Annotated in this window: 17 protein-coding genes; 8 read left to right on the top strand and 9 right to left on the bottom strand. The window is 43.2% G+C overall.

The window, feature by feature from the left end; all coding sequences use genetic code 11:
- Nucleotides 1–646: 646 nt before the first annotated feature.
- On the top strand, nt 647–865 hold the full coding sequence (gene cspD / locus R7E47_RS15625; RefSeq protein WP_213910983.1) for a cold shock domain-containing protein CspD: 219 nt from the start codon (nt 647–649) through the stop codon (nt 863–865).
- A 183-nt stretch (nt 866–1,048) separates the two neighbouring features.
- Here the strand turns inward: cspD and R7E47_RS15630 are convergent, their stop codons facing one another.
- Entirely contained in the window at nt 1,049–3,274 is a 2,226-nt protein-coding gene (locus tag R7E47_RS15630; protein WP_213915682.1) for an NADP-dependent isocitrate dehydrogenase, read from the bottom strand.
- A 311-nt stretch (nt 3,275–3,585) separates the two neighbouring features.
- Between R7E47_RS15630 and R7E47_RS15635 the strand changes: the two genes are divergently transcribed.
- Nucleotides 3,586–4,287, top strand: coding sequence for a pseudouridine synthase (locus tag R7E47_RS15635; protein ID WP_258669604.1), 702 nt, complete (start codon nt 3,586–3,588; stop codon nt 4,285–4,287).
- A gap of 85 nt (nt 4,288–4,372) precedes the next feature.
- Here R7E47_RS15635 and R7E47_RS15640 read toward each other — a convergent pair whose 3' ends face one another.
- Together R7E47_RS15640 and R7E47_RS15645 are read right to left on the bottom strand one after the other, a co-directional pair.
- Entirely contained in the window at nt 4,373–5,050 is a 678-nt protein-coding gene (locus tag R7E47_RS15640) for a DUF2057 family protein (RefSeq protein WP_318084602.1), read from the bottom strand.
- Nucleotides 5,051–5,126: 76 nt separating this feature from the next.
- Nucleotides 5,127–6,206, bottom strand: coding sequence for a porin (locus R7E47_RS15645; RefSeq protein WP_005378424.1), 1,080 nt, complete (start codon nt 6,204–6,206; stop codon nt 5,127–5,129).
- Nucleotides 6,207–6,721: 515 nt separating this feature from the next.
- Here R7E47_RS15645 and dinG point away from each other — a divergent pair.
- The 5 genes from dinG to xthA all read left to right on the top strand — a co-directional run bounded on the left by dinG (nt 6,722) and on the right by xthA (nt 11,205).
- A complete protein-coding gene (gene dinG / locus R7E47_RS15650) occupies nt 6,722–8,797 on the top strand; it encodes an ATP-dependent DNA helicase DinG (RefSeq protein ID WP_258669607.1) in 2,076 nt (691 codons plus the stop codon).
- A 14-nt stretch (nt 8,798–8,811) separates the two neighbouring features.
- Nucleotides 8,812–9,597, top strand: a complete 786-nt coding sequence (locus tag R7E47_RS15655) for a sulfite exporter TauE/SafE family protein (protein WP_138940022.1) — start codon at nt 8,812–8,814, stop codon at nt 9,595–9,597.
- Nucleotides 9,594–10,139, top strand: a complete 546-nt coding sequence (locus R7E47_RS15660; RefSeq protein WP_213917126.1) for a primosomal replication protein — start codon at nt 9,594–9,596, stop codon at nt 10,137–10,139. The genes R7E47_RS15655 and R7E47_RS15660 overlap by 4 nt, the downstream gene beginning before the upstream one ends.
- On the top strand, nt 10,139–10,303 hold the full coding sequence (gene rsmS / locus R7E47_RS15665) for a pleiotropic regulatory protein RsmS (RefSeq protein WP_017634734.1): 165 nt from the start codon (nt 10,139–10,141) through the stop codon (nt 10,301–10,303). Before R7E47_RS15660 ends, rsmS begins: the two co-directional genes overlap by 1 nt.
- Before the next feature lie 95 nt (nt 10,304–10,398).
- Nucleotides 10,399–11,205, top strand: coding sequence for an exodeoxyribonuclease III (gene xthA, locus R7E47_RS15670; RefSeq protein WP_005378433.1), 807 nt, complete (start codon nt 10,399–10,401; stop codon nt 11,203–11,205).
- Nucleotides 11,206–11,298: 93 nt separating this feature from the next.
- Here the strand turns inward: xthA and R7E47_RS15675 are convergent, their stop codons facing one another.
- The 6 genes from R7E47_RS15675 to R7E47_RS15700 form a co-directional block, all read right to left on the bottom strand.
- Nucleotides 11,299–14,022: an ImpA family metalloprotease gene (locus R7E47_RS15675; protein ID WP_318084605.1), complete on the bottom strand. Its 2,724-nt coding sequence runs from the start codon at nt 14,020–14,022 to the stop codon at nt 11,299–11,301.
- Between the two features lie 154 nt (nt 14,023–14,176).
- Nucleotides 14,177–14,854: an ABC transporter permease gene (locus R7E47_RS15680; RefSeq protein WP_017820024.1), complete on the bottom strand. Its 678-nt coding sequence runs from the start codon at nt 14,852–14,854 to the stop codon at nt 14,177–14,179.
- Between the two features lie 3 nt (nt 14,855–14,857).
- Complete coding sequence (locus tag R7E47_RS15685; RefSeq protein ID WP_005378436.1) at nt 14,858–15,598, bottom strand: ABC transporter permease; 741 nt, start codon at nt 15,596–15,598, stop codon at nt 14,858–14,860.
- Between the two features lie 81 nt (nt 15,599–15,679).
- Nucleotides 15,680–16,450 (bottom strand): ABC transporter substrate-binding protein, encoded by a 771-nt coding sequence (locus R7E47_RS15690; protein WP_005378437.1) that lies wholly within the window; start codon nt 16,448–16,450, stop codon nt 15,680–15,682.
- Between the two features lie 83 nt (nt 16,451–16,533).
- Nucleotides 16,534–17,304: an ABC transporter ATP-binding protein gene (locus R7E47_RS15695; protein WP_213871535.1), complete on the bottom strand. Its 771-nt coding sequence runs from the start codon at nt 17,302–17,304 to the stop codon at nt 16,534–16,536.
- 264 nt (nt 17,305–17,568) lie between these two features.
- On the bottom strand, nt 17,569–19,044 hold the full coding sequence (locus R7E47_RS15700) for a 54K polar flagellar sheath protein A (RefSeq protein WP_318084608.1): 1,476 nt from the start codon (nt 19,042–19,044) through the stop codon (nt 17,569–17,571).
- Between the two features lie 453 nt (nt 19,045–19,497).
- Here R7E47_RS15700 and R7E47_RS15705 point away from each other — a divergent pair, with 453 nt between their 5' ends.
- Nucleotides 19,498–21,045 carry a DUF3360 family protein gene (locus tag R7E47_RS15705; protein ID WP_005378441.1) on the top strand — a complete coding sequence of 516 codons (1,548 nt, stop codon included), beginning with the start codon at nt 19,498–19,500 and terminating at the stop codon, nt 21,043–21,045.
- Nucleotides 21,046–21,342: the final 297 nt, after the last annotated feature.

A 21,342-nucleotide genomic window follows, 5' to 3' on the forward strand; every position in this document is an offset into this window, starting at 1 on the left:
CCACAAGCGTGCAGCGCGGTGTAGTGAGTTATGGCACCGAATTCGATCTTTGATCGATAAAAGTTGCTACCTAATATAGAGACTAATGCACGTCTTGATACGGCGCAAATAAAAGATGCTTGTCGATAAGTTACACATTTTTTCTTATAAAAGAACTTTCTATTTATTGCTTTCGGACTATTGCAAACCACCCCATCATCTTCTATCTGGATCACACTTCCTCATTGAGAATACGGTAATTATCACGAAAACTTCATTTTTTATTCAGTCAGAGGATTCTTCTCCCATAAGCAACACGGACAGTATGGCTTTTTCAGTATGAGCCACTTCATAGGCAAATTGACTAAACTTCTGCGTATATACGAAAAACTGTTTGCAAATTTGTTAATCTCAAAAGTGATTTGTTTTCAATTATGTTTCTGTTTGTTGCTCACTGCTATTGACTGTCGAAATTCATTGACTACAGTGGAAAGTGTCGATGCATAAATCATCATTTTGAAACCTCCCTTCTTTAAGTGGTTTGATGAATGTGACTTATCATTGATTTGACGTTTGTTGGCATTCGCTGACAATGGTAGTACCAAGTTAAAGGTATAACTTGGTTGCAGTAACAACATCAGTAAAAAATGCATGAGGGATGTAAAGCATGGCTACAGGTACAGTAAAGTGGTTTAACAATGCCAAAGGATTTGGGTTTATTTGTTCAGATGAAGAAGAGGGAGATATCTTTGCCCACTACTCAACTATCCAGATGGACGGTTATCGTACACTGAAAGCAGGCCAACAAGTCTCTTACGAGATTGAAAAAGGTCCCAAAGGCTGTCACGCGAGTAGCGTCGTGCCTCTTGAAGGCCAAACCAAATAATTAGAGCGCTGTCGAAATATAAAAATATTGCTCTCGAAACGCCACGTTGATGTTTTGAAGAGAAAAATAAACCCGCCAAGATAGCGGGTTTCTTACTATTTAGAGCACGTGTTACAAAAGGAACACTTACAACGCACTTACAGGATAGGAAACGCGCCGAAAACGACGTGTTTTTACACTAACTTACTTGTTAATGATTGCGTTAAAGGTTTCGCTTGGACGCATCAATTTAGAAACCAATGCATCGTCTAGTAAGTAGTAACCTCCTAGCTCACCTTTCACGCCTTGCGCATTATTTAGCTCAGCAACGATCGTTTCTTCCTGCTCTGACAGCGCTTTTGCAATTGGTGCAAATTCAGCAGCAAGATCCGCATCATCCGTTTGCTCTGAAAGCGCTTTCGCCCAGTAAAGTGCAAGATAGAAGTGGCTTCCACGGTTATCTAGCTCACCCACTTTGCGTGACGGAGATTTGTTGGTGTCTAAAAACTCACCGGTCGCTTTATCTAGTGTATCTGCGAGAACCTGAGCCTTAGGATTGTTTGTCGCTACACTTAAATGCTCTAACGAAGCTGCAAGCGCTAGGAACTCGCCCAAAGAATCCCAACGAAGGTGATTCTCTTTTTCTACTTGTTGAACGTGCTTAGGAGCAGAACCACCAGCGCCTGTTTCAAATAGACCACCACCATTCATCAATGGAACAATAGATAGCATCTTAGCAGACGTACCTAACTCTAGAATTGGGAACAAGTCTGTTAGGTAGTCACGAAGAACATTACCTGTAACAGAGATAGTATCTAGGCCCGCTTTCATACGCTCTAGTGAGTACTTACAAGCTTCAACAGGAGATAGGATCTTAATCTCTAGACCGTCAGTATCGTGTTCTGGTAGGTAGGCGTTTACTTTCTTGATGAGCTCAGCATCGTGCGCGCGGTTTTCATCTAGCCAGAATACAGCTGGAACACCTGTTGCACGTGCGCGAGTCACTGCTAGTTTAACCCAATCTTGGATTGGTGCGTCTTTAACCTGACACATACGGAAGATATCACCTTCTTCAACCGCTTGCTCTAACAGTACGTTACCTGAAGCATCAACAACGCGAACAGTACCCGCAGCGTCTAGAATGAATGTCTTGTCGTGAGAACCATACTCTTCAGCTTTCTGAGCCATTAGACCAACGTTAGGTACGCTACCCATAGTGGTTGGATCAAATGCGCCGTGCTCTTTACAGAAATCAATAACCGCTTGGTAAATACCTGCGTAGCTACGATCTGGAATCATCGCTTTGGTGTCTTTTTGTTTACCATCTGGTCCCCACATTTGACCCGAAGAGCGAAGCATTGCTGGCATAGAAGCATCTACAATAATGTCACTTGGTACATGTAAGTTTGTGATACCACGATCAGAATCAACCATCGCAAGTTCTGGTTGAGTTTGGTAAACCGCTTGAATGGCCGCTTCAATTTCTGCTTTTTGCGCTTCAGGTAGAGACTCAATTTTTGAGTAAACATCACCGATGCCATTGTTTACATCAACACCTAGCTCTTCAAACAGCTTACCGTACTTATCGAAAACGTCTTTGTAGTAAACTTTTACGGCATGGCCGAAAATGACAGGGTCAGAAACTTTCATCATCGTCGCTTTCATATGAAGAGACAGCAGCACGTCTTGTGCTTTCGCTTCAGCAATCTCTTTCTCGAAAAATTCAACCAACGCCTTCTTCTTCATTACTGAAGTATCAATGACTTCTTTATCTAGTAATGGGAACGCAGACTTAAGCTCTTTAACTGTACCATCATTACCGACAAACTCGATTTTGACCTCTGTTGCACCAGAGATAGTTGTAGACTTTTCGCTACCAAAGAAGTCATTGTCTGACATGCTCGCAACATGGGACTTAGATTCTGCTGACCATGCACCCATTGAGTGTGGGTTTTTCTTCGCGTAGTTCTTAACCGAAGTCGGAGCACGACGGTCTGAGTTACCTTCACGAAGTACTGGGTTAACCGCACTACCTTTGATTTTGTCGTAAGCCGCTTTAATCGCTTTCTCTTCATACGTGCTCGGCTCTTCTGGGTAGTTTGGTAAATCGTAACCTTTCGCCTGAAGCTCTTTAATCGCCGCTTTAAGCTGAGGAACTGAAGCTGAAATGTTAGGTAGCTTGATGATATTTGCTTCTGGAGTTTGAGCTAGTTCACCAAGCTCAGTCAACGCATCGCCAATGCGCTGTTCTTCTTTTAGATGCTCTGGGAAGTTAGCGATAATTCGACCTGCTAGTGAAATATCACGAGTATCTACATTGATGCCAGACGATGCTGTGAATGATTGAATGATTGGTAGTAATGAATAAGTTGCTAGCGCCGGCGCTTCATCAGTGATGGTGTAGATAATTGTAGGTTTTTCTGTAGGCATGAAATTTCCCTATTTTTTAATCAACTTGTTGGCTGATCAACTCAGCGTCTGAGTTGGTTTAATTGACGCATTGCTGCGCGTTAGCAGTACATGTCTCCTCACTAACGCCACATGCGGTTCGCACTCTTTGTTGTAGTTTGAAGCTCTAAGCTCTGAATCCATGAGTGCACTGATATAATTAAACAAATAACACGAATTAGTCTATCATTCTGTGCGCGTTTGTTAGTTTTAGGCGCGCAAATCATATCCGATCATGAGAAAACTTAAAACTTTCAAACACAGTTCATTTACATTTTTGCAGGGTAGTTAACATGTCATCTCGTACAGGTCAGGAAAAAGGTCGCAGTCGTAACCAGTCTAAAACGGGCCATTTTAAACACTCAGGAGCTCGCAATGGCTCGAAGACTCGTACTCAGCAAGACCGCCGCCCTAATCGCCCAACAAAAAGCCAAAAGCCAAAAGTGGCCCTTAAAGATCGTAAAGTCATTATTTTCAATAAGCCTTACGATACGCTCAGTCAATTTACCGATGGCGATGGTCGCAAAACGTTAGCGGACTATATCCCAATCAAAAATGTCTATGCGGCTGGCCGATTGGACCGAGACAGCGAAGGTTTGATGGTACTCACTAACGATGGCATCTTGCAGGCGAAGTTAACGCAGCCAAAGTCAAAATCGCCGAAGACTTATTGGGTTCAAGTCGATGGCGCTCCTCAGGAGCAAGATCTTGAAAAATTGAGAAAGGGAGTAGAGCTAAAAGATGGTATGACTCTACCGGCCGAAGTTGAAGTTATTCCAGAACCACAAGTCTGGGACAGAACGCCTCCGGTTCGTTTTCGCGCAAATATCCCTACCACTTGGTTAGCCATTACCATTATCGAAGGAAGAAATCGTCAGGTGCGTCGCATGACTGCGCACATTGGCTTCCCTACTTTGCGCCTCATTCGTCATTCGATGGGTGATATCGTCCTTAACGACCTAATGCCTGGTGAATGGAGAGAAATCTCTCTCTAATAAGCAGAAAAGATAAAAGCAGGCTTAAAGCCTGCTTTTTAGATTCGTACTTTTTCAGTTAAGCCCTATCTAATGAACTAAGGGATTACTGCTCAGCAAGCCAGTTTTTAAAGGCCTCTTTTTCCGCCGGAGACGCTTTCTGGTACATCGTCTTTAATACATCAACCATTGGGCTGTCGTTCGATGCGGCTGTTGAACGGGTATCACTAGTCTCAACTCGAGGCTCGATATCACTTACTGATTGTTGATGCTGATTCACAGTTACATAACTAACGGCAACATTCGCGATACCGCCAGCAATATTGTAGTTGCGAGATTCTTGAGGGTAATTACGACCAATTTGAACACCATCTGACTCTAATACATCTTCGACCAAAGCAATAGGTTGGCCTTTGGTATCCAGTAATTGCCAATCTAGAGGCGAGATGTTGTTTTGCGCTTGGCGAAGAGTTTTAAACTCTGGCAGTTCAAACGTTAGCTTTTCGTTTTCAGCATCAAATTTAGCAACGATTACATCACTGTAAACCGTCTTAAGGTTTTCGTTAATTTCGAATGTAGGTTGATATTTGAAGACAATTTGATTCGTTCCGTCAGGTAGTTCGATTGTCTTCTCACTAGAAAAAAGACCACCTTCTAGATCTGGCTTCTCCATGTTGACGGCCAATAACTTCACGTCTTCTGGAACCACTAAAGTCGTTGCAGCGTAGAGGTTTGTACTGGCAAAAATAGACAGTGCCATTGCCACTTTTAATGATAACTGCATAGAATTTTTCATCCTTATCTTCATAGTAAAAGACCCAGCATATAGCTGGGTCTTACAATATCAAACTGGGTATTGATTACCAGTAGAAACGAGCACCAACACCGAAGTTAGTTGCGTCGTCTGTGTCTTTGTTGTCGAAGTCAGTACCTTCGAAAGTGTAACCCGCTTCTGCGAATACACGTGCCCATTTAGAGAACTTGTATTCAACACCAGCGTAGAACCAAGAAGAGTCTGCGTCTACTTTACCTGCTTCGTCAGTAGACTGAGCTAGGTACTCGTAACCAGAGTATAGAGTTGTTTTAGGAGCAACAGCGAACATACCAGCTACAACGATGTAGTGTGAATCAACTGTTGATTTACCTAGCTTATCTTCGTTTTCGTTGTAGTAGTACGTAGCACCTAGAGTGTGCTCGTTTAGTGCGTACTCAGCAGTTACTTCAAAAGATAGGTTTTCGTTATCAGTACGCTCTGTGTGAGAAACTGTTTGCTCTACACCATTAAGAACTAGTTTTTTCTCTTTAGTTACGTTGATGTCGTTGTTCGCAGTAAGTACACCAGCGTGTAGAGATAGGTCGTTGAAAGATTTACCAACGAATACTTCTAGTACTTCTTCGTTAGAATCTTTTTCGCCTAGCGCGTAACCAGCTTTTAGCCAGAATGCGTCATTTTCGTAAGCGTATTTGATTTGAGAATCGTTGTTCCAAGCGTGACCGTATGCAGTTTCCGCTGCGTTACCACCGAAGAAGTAAGAGTAATCTGCGAAGTATACGTCATCAGCCCAAGTACCTTCTTTACCGAAGCGAAGAGTACCCATATCACCCATATCAAAACCGATGATGTGGCGACGTACGTATACAGAGTCATCTGTACGCTCGCTTGAATCAGCACCTGCGTCGTAGTTGTCACCTAGAGCAACACCGATTTCAACTTCACCCAGAACTTTTAGGCTTTCGTCAACAACGTAAACCGCGTTCACACCAGTACGAGAAGAGCTAGTGTTTAGCTCTGCTGTGTGATCAGTTTTTTCTGTGAATAGAAGAGTTGGACGTAGCTGACCGTAGAAATCTACAGAACCTTCTTCAGATTTGAATACTTCAGCTGCGTTCACTGAAGTTGCAGACGCAACTACAGCTAGTGCTAATAGAGTTTTTTTCATAATTAATCCACTGCCTTTTCTTAGTTCGGGATATCCTTGTCCGGTTCCCTTTTTTTATATGTTTGAGGTAGAGCGTTAACAAAACGTTATACAGCACCTCCTCAAAATCTGGAGCTAAGAGTGCAAAAGATTATTCTGGCTGTCAAATTTTCTAAATACCAATGTAAAAAAAACAAAATACCATTATAAAACAATAACTTGATAAGTTTACCTTTATTTATTCGACGAACATCTAACCAATCTCCATTATTATTTGTAATTTACAAAATTATTAACAAATGGTTTTTTAATCCAATAAGTAAATTTAAAAAAACAAAAAAAAGAATAAAAACCCACAAATCAGACCAATTTGGAGTTTTATGTTTTTCATATAATGAAATTAATTTCATTAAGATAAGGTTCAATATTTTTTTGTGAAGGAGATCTACATTCCTTATAAAAGCATTCCGTTTTGTGAACTACTGTACAACTAGTGATGTGTGCTACTATTCGCCTCCAACGCATTTGAGGCCCGTATGCTGACCAGTAACATTCAAAAATCGATTCGTAATAGCTATCAAAACCTTCAAGATCAACTTGATAACTTTGTGCCTAGAAGAGCACAAAACTACCTTGTTGCAGAGATTGCAAAAACGCTGTGCGGTCAGTATCACAAATCTAACCGAATACTCGTTGCAGAAGCAGGGACTGGAATTGGTAAATCGCTCTCCTATCTAATGGCGACCATTCCCGTGGCTGTACATAACAATAGAAAAGTGGTTATCTCAACGGCGACCGTCGCTCTGCAAGAGCAGCTCATAAATAAAGACCTCCCTCTTTTTCGTCGGATTACCGACCGAGAGTTTTCTTTTATTTTGGCAAAAGGCCGTCAACGCTATTGTTGCGCTGAAAAGCTCGCCACTGCTAGCGGTGCTGATGGTGGCCAGTTAGCCATGTTTGAAACCAAACCTAAGCAAAAAGATATAGAGCTGTTGGAAACAATGCATCGCTCTCTTGCGCAAGGGAAATGGGACGGTGACCGTGATTCTTGGCCTAAAACCATCGATGATAAGCTTTGGCAACTGATTGTCAGTGATAAACACAGTTGCAATAACAGTTTACCAGGCCACCGCGGCTGCCCATTCCAAAAAGCGCGCTCAGAGTTGGATAAAAACGATGTCATCATTGCTAACCACTCTCTCGTCATGGCAGACGCAGATTTAGGTGGCGGCGTGATTTTACCTGAGCCAGAAAACACGATATACGTCTTCGACGAGGCACATCACTTACCTCACGTCGCTCGTGACCATGCTTCAGCATCTGCGAGTTTAAAAGGTGCGGCAGCATGGCTTGAGAAGTTAAATCAGTCGATTAGTAAGTTTTCATCACTCGCAGACGAGAAACGCGTAGCTCGATTTCGCAATGACCTTCAAGACGCGGTTCAGAACTTGATACCGGCACTGACTCAATTGCCCAAACAGTTCGACCCAGCTCAATTTGAAGAGGGTATCTACCGCTTCGAACACGGTGAACTACCGGAGTGGCTAGAGAACCAATCCAAAGAACTAAAACAGTTCAGTAAAAAAGCAAATCAGAGTGTGGCAAAAATTGCCGATCTTATTGCGGAAAGAGTAAAAGACGGGGAGCTTGCGACAAGGTTGGCTGAACCAGCGCTTGCAGAGCTCGGTTTCTACATTCAAAGGTTAGAAAACCTAGCGCAAGTATGGCATTTAATGGCTGAACCAGCTCGTGAAAAAGGTGCGCCTTTAGCTCGCTGGTTAGAAACCCAACCCGATCGCGAGGGTGATTTCATTGTGAGTGTTTCGCCACTTGAAATTGGATGGCAACTCGACCAACAGATTTGGAGCAGATGTATTGGCGCCATTTTGGTTTCCGCAACGATGCGTGCATTAAACTCTTTCCATTACTTTTGCCATCAGGTTGGTATCGATGGAAAACCAGAATCAGGCACTCAGTTTTTAGCGCTTGCGTCACCATTCGATTACCAAAACCAGGCAGAATTGCTCATCCCTGCGATGAAATATGAACCACCAGCGCCTCAATTTACTGAATATCTTATCGAGATATTGCCTAAGTACTTGGAAGACAAGAAAGCCAACTTAGTATTATTCTCATCCTATTGGCAGATGAACCAAGTCGCGAAGGCACTCTCTTCGGAGTTCATAAAAAAAGGCTGGGCGTTGCAAGTTCAAGGTGAAAGCTCACGTCAAGAAATTCTAAAAAAACATAAAAAGTTAATAGAATCAAATAAAACCAGCATCTTATTTGGTACTGGCAGTTTCTCTGAGGGGCTAGACTTACCTGGCGAATTACTTGAAAACTTGGTGATTACAAAAATTCCATTTGGCGTTCCAACCTCCCCTGTTGAGCAGGCTCATTCCGAATACATTGAGAAAAAAGGAGGAAACCCGTTTATGCAAATAACTGTACCTGACGCAAGCAAAAAGCTGATCCAGAGCGTAGGTCGCTTACTGCGTAAAGAGAGAGATTCTGGTAGAGTAACGATTCTTGATCGACGCCTAGTCACTAAGCGATACGGACAAGCCTTAATCGACTCACTACCTCCATTTAAACGTAAAATAGAATATTAGAAGAATCACCATTTATGGAAATGATTGAGCCAACCATGCTGTTGGTGTTGGCGCTTGTCGCTTTTGTCGCAGGATTTATTGATGCAGTTGCCGGTGGTGGTGGCATGCTTACCGTACCTGCTCTACTGTCGCTAGGCTTGCCGCCTCATATTGCACTAGGCACCAATAAACTTGCCGCTACCTTTGCTTCTTCTACTGCGGCATTTACGTACTACAAAAAACGTCTATTCAAGCCGCAATGCTGGAGGCGAGCATTCGTGGCGACACTCGTCGGAGCGACATTAGGTACGCTATTTGTAGATGCGATTAGTACGGATTGGCTGGAAAAAGGATTGCCGCTTGTTATTTTGGCGGCAGCGTTGTATACCGTTTTTCATAAAACGCCCCACTCTGCTCATCAAAGTCCAATACCCGAGCCTTGCCCAAAACTTCATAAAAAACAGTACATACAAGGCTTATCAATCGGATTCTACGACGGACTAGCAGGGCCTGGAACTGGGGCTTTTTGGACAGTAAGTTCAATGGCGCTGTACCGGCTGAATATCTTGCTCGCCTCTGGCTTAGCAAAAGCAATGAACTTTACCAGTAACTTTACCTCTTTGATCACTTTTGCATTCCTCGGACATATCAACTGGGTGCTAGGCTTAACAATGGGAGTATGTTTAATGGCTGGTGCTTTTGTTGGCGCGCACTCCGCTATTAGATTTGGTTCTAAATTCATTCGTCCTGTATTTGTTACTGTCGTCAGCATACTAGCCATTAAATTGGCTTATGACGCATGGTTTGTAGGTTTGTCATGAACATTTCTCAACTCCAGGAAAATCTAGAACAAATGGCGAAGCAAGCCGCTGTTCTTGACCGTCAAAGAGGCGAACATCATGTTCCGCTTTTTGATGAGCGTTTATTTGGTTGCCGCTCTCGCTTACTTACTCCTTGCGTAAAAGAAGCAAAAGCCACGCTGGATGCGATTGTGCGTGAGCAAAATGAAGGTAAGCTCACCGCTTTGCGTGCTGAGTACCTCACTGAACGGTTAGTGGCGCAAATCGGTGCGATTCAACGCGAGATTTCTACCACTAAAATTCGTAAGAATGAAATCAAACATAGCAGCCATTTCCGTAAGCCTATCAACGTGCTTTATCAGGAGCTCGCTCAACATCAAGAGTGGGCAAGACGCTTGCGCGAGATGTTGTTAGAAAAAGAACGTGCTGTCGAAAGCGCTCCTAGTTTTATGCGTGCCGACGCTCAAAAAGTATTACTAGCAACCGAGCAACGTTTAGCGCGTTGTGAAGCAGCACTTCTTAAGCTAGAGAACCAAATTACACATAGGGAAAAACATCAATAATGGCTGATCAACCAACCTCGCCTTTAGATGACGCACCTGAAGAGATCAAACTGGCTGTCGATTTAATCTATTTGCTTGAGAGCAATGAGATACATCCAGAAGTTGCGCTTAACGCTTTAAAGATCGTGCAAAACGACTTAGAAAACAAATTAAAAGCAAAGTAGCTCAGAGCGTTTCACTCCTTTCACCGAGACTCGTTTTCAGTGCTCTTACACAATGATACTATTCATACAAAAGTACGCCCCAAAAAGGATAAATAATGAAAGTAATCAGCTTTAACATCAATGGACTACGTGCCCGACTGCACCAACTCCAAGCGCTAATCGACAAACACCAACCTGATGTGATTGGTCTTCAGGAAATTAAAGTTCACGATGAAGCATTCCCGATTGAAGCTGTCGAAGCCATGGGCTACAAAGTGTATTTCCATGGTCAAAAAGCACATTACGGCGTAGCAATGCTTTGTAAGCAAGAGCCTCTACACGTACAAAAAGGGTTCCCGACGGATAACGAGGAACATCAAAAGCGCATGATCATGGCAACGTTTTTAAATGAAAACGGCGAAAAGGTCACTGTGCTAAACGGCTATTTCCCTCAAGGGGATAACATCAGCCACGAAACCAAATTCCCATACAAGCGCCAATTCTATAAAGATCTGATGACCTACCTAAACGATCATCACAATAACGACGAGCAATTGATTGTTATGGGTGACATCAACATCAGCCCTATTGATGCAGATATCGGTATCGGCGAGCCAAACCGTAAACGTTGGCTAAAAACAGGTAAATGTTCATTCCAACCTGAAGAGCGCGAATGGTTGAAAACCTTACTAGACTGGGGCTTTGTGGACACCTTCCGTAAGCTATACCCAGAGGTGAACGATCAATTTTCGTGGTTTGACTACCGTTCTCGCGGTTTTGATGATAACCGTGGCCTACGAATTGATGTCATTTTGGCAACCCCTTCTCTAGCGGAAAAGTGTATTGAATCTGGTATCGACTATGAGCTTCGTGGTATCGAGAAGCCTTCAGATCACGCACCAATCTGGTCAACATTTAAGTAATATATTGCAAAGCTATAAGCGAGACTCAACGCTAAGCTTAATCCAATAAAAAGGGAGACTCAGTCTCCCTTTTTCATACAAATTACCATTTAATCACTGATTCAGCGGCCAAACCGTTTGACCATCAACAGTTATCGGTGTTTGTGCAAATTCGTTCAGACAGTAGCCTGTATTACTACTTGCAAAGTAAGTGAGCGGCATCGGCGGTAGATTCAGCGCCACAACCTGCTGTTTCGCTTTTTCTGTGAACGAGAACCCCCACATATCGAGATAGCTAGTCATATCTCGCTGAGAGATGTAGCTCAGAGCAATAAGCAACCAGTCGTTGTTCGAGATGCTATTTGCTTCTTCCCGAGAGTAGTTGGCAAAACCAATGCTCAATCGTCTCTCATCCCAAAGCGCGTCGTCCGATTTTAAGCGGTTAAACTCACGTTCAATCAGGTGCAAGCGCGCCAATAAATGCCAACCATTTTTAAGCACACCTTCATGCTGCGCCGCCATCATCATTTGAATGTAAACACGAGCGCCCCAACTCCAACTGGTTTGATTTTGCGCAGCCATGTATGCGTTTGGATCCGCTTGAGTTCGGCTAGCTTGCAATAATTCAAACTGGCCTTTGAAATCCAAGCTTTGGCAAGTTGAAACTTTTCCCGTATTCTGGAAGAAACGAGACTTACTGTAATACGAGTAGTAATTGGTCGTTGAATGCCCTTCCCAGCCTGAAAATCGGAATCGACCTTTTTCTAAACCATGACCAAGCTCATGTAAATCACCGTGACCGAGTGGGCTGAATGACCAGTAAGCATCGTAAGGGTTACCCGAACAACCATAACCACACGTCGCTTGGTCAGCGTTCATGTGCTTCACTATATCAATATTGGCGATTTCCCAACCTTGGTTTTGGGCGTATTGAATAATTTCAGGCACTTCATCTATGCCCGGCCCTTGGAAACCTGCCAGCACATGCGGGTAGTTGTGAACATATTCTTCTGTTGCAAGCGCCATTTCCGAAGGGGTAGACCACATTTCATCGTTGACCGACTCCAACATTTTGTCGCGCTTTGAGTGTACTTCAAACCCAGGAGTGATCAGCTCAGCCCAATCGAATAAATTGGCTTCTAACTGTTGAATAAAAGCGTCGTTGTCCTTCTCACTTCTCCAAACTGGATGCTGTGCCACATGATTAAATTTCAGTTCAACCGGAACATCATTTTTGTCAAAGTGAACCTGTACTGGACCACCATAAGGAGAAGTCAGCGTGATGGTTTCACCCGGCTTCACTTCATAGCCGAATGAAGTCAGCAGTTTTGGTCGCGTGTATCCATCTTTGCTGAACTCATGAGTTGCACCACTTCTTAAAGTGTTGATGACAATCTTAGTCGCCACATCATTGCTGTCATTACGTTTAACCGTAAATGTTTCCCCAGGAAGCGCATACACACCAGCCGAACGGAAGTTACGCTTTGATTCCATATTAATCGTTGCACTGATTCTCTTTATTTCAGGGCTAAACTCACTACGGCTGAAGTTCCCCATATTTGGTTGTTTTGGGTTCACGCTTCGGCTGTTGTATTGCACGTAATCGGCAAAGTACGACTTTAGGAATTCGGTCGTTTGGGTTGACTGTTTGTCCATCGGGAAGACAACCGTTTGACGATAATGATCAGCCAGCAATACCATGAGTTTTTCGTATTGGTAGCCGTTTTGATTAAACAAATCTACTTTTTGTTCATCAAGCTTTTGCAACCAATGGCGAATGCTGTTTGCCCCTGCATAAAATTGACTGTCCATATTCGCAGTGTCAGGGCAGGTTTTGTCATCACACTGTGACAAGTCAACGTTGAAATTTTGAGATTCAAAACGAGACAACAGCGCTTGTTGTGTGATGACAGAGTCCGGCACAACGTTCATCAACGATGAAGGTTCCCAGTCGACCAAGCCTAACTTACGCCAATAGTTATCTCCCACATAATCAACATGGAATTTTTCCAAAATGTCTTGGCCAAGATCAGTTAGTCCTCCATCCCAATGCAGGTATAGAACAGGAATTTGGGCTTGCTCAGCGTATTCCAAAGCTTCGAGTACTGGTTTGTTGGTATCTCCAGATTGCAGATGCTGTGACAAGATCAATAAGTTTGGAGTATTGGTTTGCAAGCAGCTAAGTAGCTTCGAACCATCGCATAGGTTGGCCTCGTTAAACGCCAACTCTTGTGAAACATTGTCTTTCAGCCAATTCCGAGTCGCTTGCTCATCCGGAAAGTAATAAGACTGATCCATTTGCGCGATGACGACGTTTGAAGTAACTCCGCCCGACAACCAAGTGACCAGGTTACTTAACCATTTCGTCATCGCTGCGTTGGAAGAGTCGGGAAAACGTTGTGCCGTTCTAAATGGGTTACTACCTAATAGTGCGTAACGTTGACCATTAGACTTTTCCCCGGCAACGCCAATTGACAGAGCTTGATCTTTGTAACCGCTTGCCATGGCCTTATTGGTCATCAAGATGGTGTCGTTGAAGCCATACTGAGGTGCCAAGATCGCGGCATCATGGGTTGGATCCCAATAAAGACCTGAAAGGTTTTTCGCAATTGCAGATTTGATCGTATTCGACTGCATCTTGTGAGCTTCTACAACCTGACGACTTTTACGAATGAATTCGCTCGGGTCAGAAACGAGCAGTGCATTACCAGTTTCAAGAGCTTGTTGAACTGGAGCTGGCGTTGGTTTTACTTGAGCATTAGGTTGTGATTCTCCCTCTCCCCCACCACATCCTGTGGCTAAGGCGGCAATGCCCAACGATAGAATTGTTTTTTTCATTTTTACTTACTAAACAATGAGTTTATCGAATGTTAATGTAAGTTAATGAATAATAAGAAAGAGTCTTTTACATCGACTGGAAAAATAGGAATGAAGATAACAAAATTATCAAAAGCAATAGCACCCACTCCGGTGCTATTGCCTCTATTGATAATTAGCTTAAAGGACGCAAATAAGCTAAGAAACGCTTCTCTGCCACTTTGAAACACCACAAGATCAAAAACGTCAGTGCCATGTAGAACAGCCCCGCCGTCAGGAAAGACTCAAATGGTGCATAGTAGCGCGAGTTTACTAGACGCGCAGCACCAGTTAAATCCATGATGGTAACGATGCCCGCGACTGCACTTCCGTGCAGCATAAATATGACCTCGTTGGAATAAGCTGGTAATGCTCGACGCAATGCACTCGGCAAGATAATACGTCTGTATGTCATAAACTTACTCATGCCATACGCTTTCGCAGCTTCCACCTCACCTTTCGGCAAACCATTAATCGCACCACGAATAATTTCTGCGGTGTAAGCCGATGTATTCAGAATAAAAGCGACCAAAGCACAGAACCAAGCGTTCTCCCATAAGGTATCTTTCACAGGGAAAAACTGATCCATGCCGTAGTAAATCAAATACAGCTGAACCAATAGCGGCGTTCCACGGAAAAAGTAAATGAATCCCCAAGAAGGTAAGCTTAGAGCGTAATTGGTACTATTGCGTGCCACGGCTAATGGGATAGAGACACACAAGCCAATAACCAACGCTAATCCCACTAACCAAACTGTTGTCCAAAGCCCCTGAAGATAAGTTGGAAAGCTTTCAATAATCAAAGAAAAGTCCATAACTTACCTCGCGTGAATACTGAACTTACGCTCAACAAGCTTGAGTAGCCCGGTCGAAACGCTGGTAAAAAATAGAAAGATGAGCGCGACAGCCATGTAAAAGGTGAACGGCATTTTCGTTGTACCTGCTGCCAATGAGCTCATTCTCACCATGTCATCCAGACCAATAATGGAAACTAACGCAGTGGTCTTAAGTAACACTAACCAGTTATTACCAAATCCAGGTAATGCATGACGAATCATCTGAGGCAGTAAGATTCTTCTAAACGATAAAGCAGAACTCATCCCATAAGCTTTCGCCGCTTCTAGCTCACCTTTGTCCACCGCCATGATCGCTCCACGAAAAGTCTCCGCCATGTAGGCGCCAAAGATAAAACCAATCGTGAGTACACCAGCAATAAATGGGCTGACATCAATATAATCAGGTAAGTAAGACGTCCATTCATGGTTTGGATCACTCGAGGCAAACCACTCGTTGAGCGTTTCGTTGATGGAGTAAAGGCTGTTATTTAAAAGTATTTGTCCACCAAAGAAAATTAGCATCATCAGAACCAAATCTGGAATGCCGCGAATGACGGTGGTGTAAAGAGTGGCAATCGCCCTTGCCCATTTGTAAGGCGCTAACTTAGCTAATGCGCCAAGCATGCCTAAGACCATGGCGAGAATGAGTGAAAGCACTGCAACTTCTATTGTTACTAAAGCTCCTTTCAAAATCGAAGCTTCGTATCCTTGTAAATCTAGCATAGGTGAGTTCCTAATCCCTAAACTCAAAAAATCGACCGTTGACTACTTCTAGGAACAAGCCAACGGTCGCTTAATTACGGTTTATTCACCGTACACATCGTAGTTAAAGTATTTACCAGCAATTTCTTGGTAAACACCTTTCTCACGTAGTGAAATAATTGCTGCGTCGAGTTTCTTCGTCAGATCTTTGTCTTGTTTACGAACAGCGATCCCCATACCTTCACCAAACCATTTTGGATCGGTTAACGACGGTCCAACAAACTCATAAGCTTCTCCACCTGCTTTGTTGATCACACCCTCTTCTAGAGCCGACGCATCACCTAAAACGGCAGCAATTCGACCATTTTCTAGATCAAGATACGCTTCATCAAAAGAGCCATAACGCACAATTTCAACATCATCGCCGTAGTTGTCAGTTAAGTACTTGTCATGTGTCGTCGCACGTTGCACGCCAATTTTGACATCTTTAAGATTATCAAAATCTAGACCAGCACCTTTCTTAGCGATAAATTTATTTGGAATTTGTGCGTACTTGCCAGTGAAATCGACTTTTTTCTTGCGCTCTTCAGTGATAGACATTGCTGCGATGATGGCATCGTACTTACGTGCAAGCAGAGAAGGAATAATACCATCCCAATCTTGAGCGACGATTTTGCACTTCACTTGCATCTCTTCACAGAGTGCATTTGCCATGTCTACGTCAAAGCCTTTTATTGAGCCATCAGTTTCTGTCCAGCTAAACGGAGGGTAAGCGCCTTCGATACCAAAGCGAACTGTTTTCCATTCTTTCGCTTGGGCAACACCTGATACTGCCGTTGCAGCAATCGTTGCTGCTAATAACCACTTTTTCATTTCCATACTCCTGTGATTGCTATTTTATTTCGTTTTGTTTGTTGTGTTGGCTTAGGAGGCAATAGTCTGCCGCCTAACAAATATTAGTAAATGGATGAGATAAACTGCTGTAATCGTTCTGAATCCGGGTTTGTAAATAGCTTAGCTGGATTTCCCTGTTCTTCCACTAAGCCTTGATGTAAAAACATCACATGGTTTGATACGTCACGCGCAAACGCCATTTCGTGCGTGACCACCAGCATAGTTCGCCCTTCATCTGCCAAATCTCTCATTACTCCCAGAACTTCTCCTACAAGTTCTGGGTCAAGCGCAGAAGTTGGCTCGTCAAACAACATCACCTCTGGGTCAACTGCTAGCGCACGGGCAATAGCTGCACGTTGCTGCTGGCCGCCAGATAAGTGCCCAGGGTAATAATCCTTACGCTCATACAAGCCTACCTTCTTAAGCAAGACTTCTGCGTTTTCAATCGCTTGAGATTTTGGAACGCCTAAGACATGAACAGGCGCCTCAATCACGTTTTCTAGTACGGTTAGGTGAGACCAGAGGTTGAAACCTTGGAAAACCATTGCCAGGCGTGAGCGAATACGTTGGACTTGCTTTTCATTAGCAGGAACAGATTCACCTGCTCTGCTGTTCTTCATTTGGATTAATTCACCATTTACCCAAATTTCGCCCGCGGTAGGCGTTTCTAGCAAGTTGATACATCTGAGAAAGGTACTCTTACCTGAGCCGGAAGAGCCAATAATGGAGATAACATCTCCTTTGTGCGCGGCAAGTGAAATGCCTTTTAAAACTTCATTTTGTCCAAATGTTTTGTGCAGGTCTTTTATATCTAGCGCTGGTACATCATTCATGCGCCCTACTCCCTGTGTTTTTGTCACTGCAATTAAGGGACTCCGCCCTCTCTAATTCGGAACAAATTAGCACCGCCCTTTGAAACTTGCAACAAATTATTAACCTAAATAATTCGAATAGAAAGATACGATAGACAAATTAATATGCAATATATAGCAACATATTCTTCAAAAGTTGAATATTAAATATAAAAAAGCCCCTTTCAAAGGGGCTTAATAAATTTACAAAAGTGTTAATTGAAACCTATTCGAGGTCGCAATGAATTAATTAAAACGACTGACTACCAACGAGTTTGAAGTACGTAATGTCACTTCATTTTCTAAGCCTTCTTTTTCAGAAGTAATGATGCCATCTAGGTCTTCATCTAGTTCAGGCTCTGACGCTTCACCATTGGAGAAGAAGCTCATGAAAACTTTAGAATCAATATTACTATCTTCATTCACTACCAAAGCAGTGCGATTAAAATCGTCCGAAGCTGAAACTTTCAAACCGTTAACGGCCGATGTTGGGAAGTTGTAGTAATGCAATTCTGGAACAACAACAGAATCACTATTACTTGTTGTGAAAATGCGATGTGTGACTCTGTAGTCGCCTGAAGTTGCAAAGTAAGCGACACGAGTAAAGCCTTCAGTAGACGATGTTAAGCCCATGTCCAGATCAATCACGGACTCTGCACTTCCTTGCGCTGATACACTTGGTTTTGTGTTCGGCAGGTTATCAATATTTAAGTAAGCACTCGGATCAACGTCAATATCCCATCCGTCAGAGATCGTTTCGTTAAGTAGAGACTCCCAACCATTAACTTGATTCTCTGAGAACGCCATGTATACCCAAGTTTCTTTATTCGTTGCACTAGGGCGATTATATTCAACGGCCGTTTTATCCAGCTTCAACGCGTCATATGCAAAGCCGTTAGTAACAAAGCCAATGTTGAGCGAGTCGTAAGTATAGTCAGAAGACGAATAAATGTTTGACGTATTATCCGCTCTAACTAAGGCTATCTCACCAGTTCCCCACGAACCAATACCATACTGGTAAAGCGCTTTGTCGCTTGAACCTGATTCATACTGAAACAATGCCGTTGGTTCACCTTTAAGCCCCATCAGTTCATCAGTAGGCAACATATCAGGGTTCGGAGACGTGAAAATATCGGTTTGCGAGACAAAGTTGTAATCTCCGCCACCTGATTCAGCGTTTCGGTAATCTAAGTTAGTAAACTTATTGCTTGCTAAGTTACCGCCAGTAAAGCATTTGTTCAAAGAGTCTCGGTTTAGTGCAAAAGTAGCATTACGTAGTTTCTTATCTTGCAAGAACTCTTTTGAAAACGTGTTTACGCGAGCTTCTTTGCCGTTAAATTCTATTGCTTGAAACGTTACAAAGCCGTCGTCAGGGATATCTTCAAGATAAAACTTAAAGTTATCAGTGGTAGGTTTGATAATGTCTCCGGATCTTTTGCCATCGGCATCAGAGTAGTAACCGATAACATAGTTGGTCACTTGCTCTTTTGACGCTGCACTATAGGTTAAAACCGTTTTATCGCCGTTCAGCTCAGTTTTGTGGTCATATACAGTACAACCTTTCGTAGTTGCTTCACTTTCAGTCATTGTTGCTGGTATAGCAAAATCAAAAGTAAACGCAGTTTTCGGCGCTGCACCACCGCCACCGCCGCCACCGCCGCCGCAACCGACCATTAACCCTGAGATGATTGCCACTAGTGGCAGTACTTTAAGCTGTTTCATGTCTTTTTCCTAAACTGAGCGGCAATGATTAGCCAAAAAATTGTCTTTGCTCTGTCCAAAGCAAGAATAAAGCCAGCTTTATATAATCATCGTGAATATTGACATTTAATCTGCATCTCGTGCAAAAGGACAAAAAGTTCTAATTTTATGCAACTTGTGTAATGAAATTACACAAGATCTCCGCATCTCATTCGCATGCCAGAAACTTTCTGTAGTTTTATTTCACAACCATTCTTAAAGTGATCTAAATCAATCACCCTAAATGGCTATCTTGCTAGACTCCTGCCAAAAGATGAGGCTTTTTTTGTGCCTCAACACAATAAGTTATTAGCTATGCTTAGGCACAGTGTCGACGTGTAACAAATCTAACAATAGCTAGCATAAGCGTGCCGCAGGATGCGGACCAACACAATTGAATGAAGAATTCATAACTTTTAAATATATGAGGAATCTATGTCAGACGCAGTTAACAAAACGCACTCTGATTCAGATATCGAGACCAAGAGCTACCGTGAGCTTCATCGTCCAGCATCTGAGTTCGCAAGCCGTTCAGACTACCTAGACCACGAACTACAAATCATGAAGCCACGTCGTTTTGGCTTGAACTTGCCAGGTCGTGACTTCCGCTTTGAGCTTGAAGACCTTGTTCCAGCGCTTGCTGGTACTATCGGTATTATCGCAATGTACTCTGCGGTAATGATGTCTTGGGCTGAAGGTCTTACTGCAGCATGGGACCACGTAAACTTAGGCAAGGACTTTGCTATCGAAGTTGCGCGTGTAGAAATGCTCATCCCTGCACTTCTTTTCTGTGTGCTTGCCTCTGGTTTTATTAACCCTAAAGCCAACCTAGCAGGCAACCACGGCCCAATGATCCCTCTTATTGGTACCATCGCTCTTGCTGGTGCTCACCCTCTTGCATTAGCAATTCTCATTGGTGTGTTTGGTTTGATTTTGAGCCTCTTAAAAGGTGGGTCAAAACTGGTTAACCTCACCTCTGAAGGTACGGCTGGTGGCCTTCTTATTTTCTTAGGTTTAACCGGAACCATGAGCCAAATTAACTCTATTCAAGCTTGGGCTGTTGGTTTGCAATCCGATACGGTTGCCGCTGGTAGCATGGGTTACATCGGTCTAATTGTTCTTGCGGTTACCATTGGCTTATACGCGTTCCTTGCTAAAGTGAACAAACGCTGGCTAGCGATCCCTGTTTGTGCCTTCACTGGGCTTGCAATCGCACTTGCTCTTGGCGCAGGCTTCGATATTAAATTCGTAACCGAGACAGGCCTTCCAAACCTAAATCCAATCTACTGGTGGGGTTCAACAGAAGAAGGTTGGATGCTTGGTCTTCCTAATATGGAACACTTCATCGCTTCACTACCATTCGCCATTCTTGCGGTAGCAATGTGGTCACCTGACTTCTTGGGTCACCGTATCTTCCAAGAGATGAACTACCCACGTAAGAGTGAGAAAGTGCTGATGGACGTTGATGACACAATGACAATGTGTTCCGTTCGCCAAATGGTCGGTACTGCAGTGGGTGGTGGTAACATCACATCATCTTGGGGGACTTACATGATCCCTGCTGCAATCGCGAAACGCCCTATTCCTGCTGGTGCCATCTTACTAGGCTCTCTATGTATTATTGTTGCAATCCTTGGTTTTCCTATGGACGTTGCAGTATGGCCTCCAGTTATGCGCGTTGCTCTTCTCGTTGGTGTATCTCTACCACTGCTTGAAGCTGGCATGCAGATGGTGAAGGACTCAAAAGACTCACAAGCAGCAGGTATCTGTATCTTTGGTTCTGCCGTTGTTAACCCAGTTCTAGCTTGGGCACTAACTATGCTTTTAGATAACAACGGTTTAATTGGAGATAAAGAGCGCGCGTCTCGCCTATCATTTGTAGACAAGATTGTGATCCCAGTAAGCGTACTCGTTATCTGTTTAGTTGCTATGCTTGCAGTTGGTATGCTTGAAGGCCAGTATGGCATCCAAGCTTGGCTATAAGCTAGCAGTCCAGAAATTTGTGGGTAGCGCTCGTCGCTACCCCATTTTTATCGAGATTTTTGAGGATTTATTGATTTAGTTTAAGGTTTGCAAAAAAATTTTAGTTTAACCTCTAACTGTTGCTTAAAAAGAGAAACGTTAAAACTAGTGACAATATTTATAGTTTTGTAAATCGAATACGTAAATTTAAGACTATAAATATTGTTATTCATAAGAGTGTACTGTTCCCCTCTTTTATCTGGGGATAGCTGGCTCAACGGCGAAGCAGTACGTATTTTTTTCTACTAAAAAGGTAGG

This window comes from Vibrio sp. Vb1026 (genome assembly GCF_033338745.1).
Lineage (GTDB): Bacteria > Pseudomonadota > Gammaproteobacteria > Enterobacterales > Vibrionaceae > Vibrio > Vibrio alginolyticus.

What these genes read in the sequence shown, in the direction of transcription:
- R7E47_RS15685 (WP_005378436.1), bottom strand. Translation starts at nt 15,598, where the DNA reads ATGCTAGATTTACAAGGATACGAAGCTTCGATTTTGAAAGGAGCTTTA.
- R7E47_RS15705 (WP_005378441.1), top strand. Translation starts at nt 19,498, where the DNA reads ATGTCAGACGCAGTTAACAAAACGCACTCTGATTCAGATATCGAGACC.
- rsmS (WP_017634734.1), top strand. Translation starts at nt 10,139, where the DNA reads ATGGCTGATCAACCAACCTCGCCTTTAGATGACGCACCTGAAGAGATC.
- cspD (WP_213910983.1), top strand. Translation starts at nt 647, where the DNA reads ATGGCTACAGGTACAGTAAAGTGGTTTAACAATGCCAAAGGATTTGGG.
- R7E47_RS15660 (WP_213917126.1), top strand. Translation starts at nt 9,594, where the DNA reads ATGAACATTTCTCAACTCCAGGAAAATCTAGAACAAATGGCGAAGCAA.
- dinG (WP_258669607.1), top strand. Translation starts at nt 6,722, where the DNA reads ATGCTGACCAGTAACATTCAAAAATCGATTCGTAATAGCTATCAAAAC.
- R7E47_RS15645 (WP_005378424.1), bottom strand. Translation starts at nt 6,206, where the DNA reads ATGAAAAAAACTCTATTAGCACTAGCTGTAGTTGCGTCTGCAACTTCA.
- R7E47_RS15690 (WP_005378437.1), bottom strand. Translation starts at nt 16,450, where the DNA reads ATGAAAAAGTGGTTATTAGCAGCAACGATTGCTGCAACGGCAGTATCA.
- R7E47_RS15630 (WP_213915682.1), bottom strand. Translation starts at nt 3,274, where the DNA reads ATGCCTACAGAAAAACCTACAATTATCTACACCATCACTGATGAAGCG.
- xthA (WP_005378433.1), top strand. Translation starts at nt 10,399, where the DNA reads ATGAAAGTAATCAGCTTTAACATCAATGGACTACGTGCCCGACTGCAC.
- R7E47_RS15655 (WP_138940022.1), top strand. Translation starts at nt 8,812, where the DNA reads ATGGAAATGATTGAGCCAACCATGCTGTTGGTGTTGGCGCTTGTCGCT.
- R7E47_RS15680 (WP_017820024.1), bottom strand. Translation starts at nt 14,854, where the DNA reads ATGGACTTTTCTTTGATTATTGAAAGCTTTCCAACTTATCTTCAGGGG.
- R7E47_RS15695 (WP_213871535.1), bottom strand. Translation starts at nt 17,304, where the DNA reads ATGAATGATGTACCAGCGCTAGATATAAAAGACCTGCACAAAACATTT.
- R7E47_RS15635 (WP_258669604.1), top strand. Translation starts at nt 3,586, where the DNA reads ATGTCATCTCGTACAGGTCAGGAAAAAGGTCGCAGTCGTAACCAGTCT.
- R7E47_RS15675 (WP_318084605.1), bottom strand. Translation starts at nt 14,022, where the DNA reads ATGAAAAAAACAATTCTATCGTTGGGCATTGCCGCCTTAGCCACAGGA.
- R7E47_RS15640 (WP_318084602.1), bottom strand. Translation starts at nt 5,050, where the DNA reads ATGCAGTTATCATTAAAAGTGGCAATGGCACTGTCTATTTTTGCCAGT.
- R7E47_RS15700 (WP_318084608.1), bottom strand. Translation starts at nt 19,044, where the DNA reads ATGAAACAGCTTAAAGTACTGCCACTAGTGGCAATCATCTCAGGGTTA.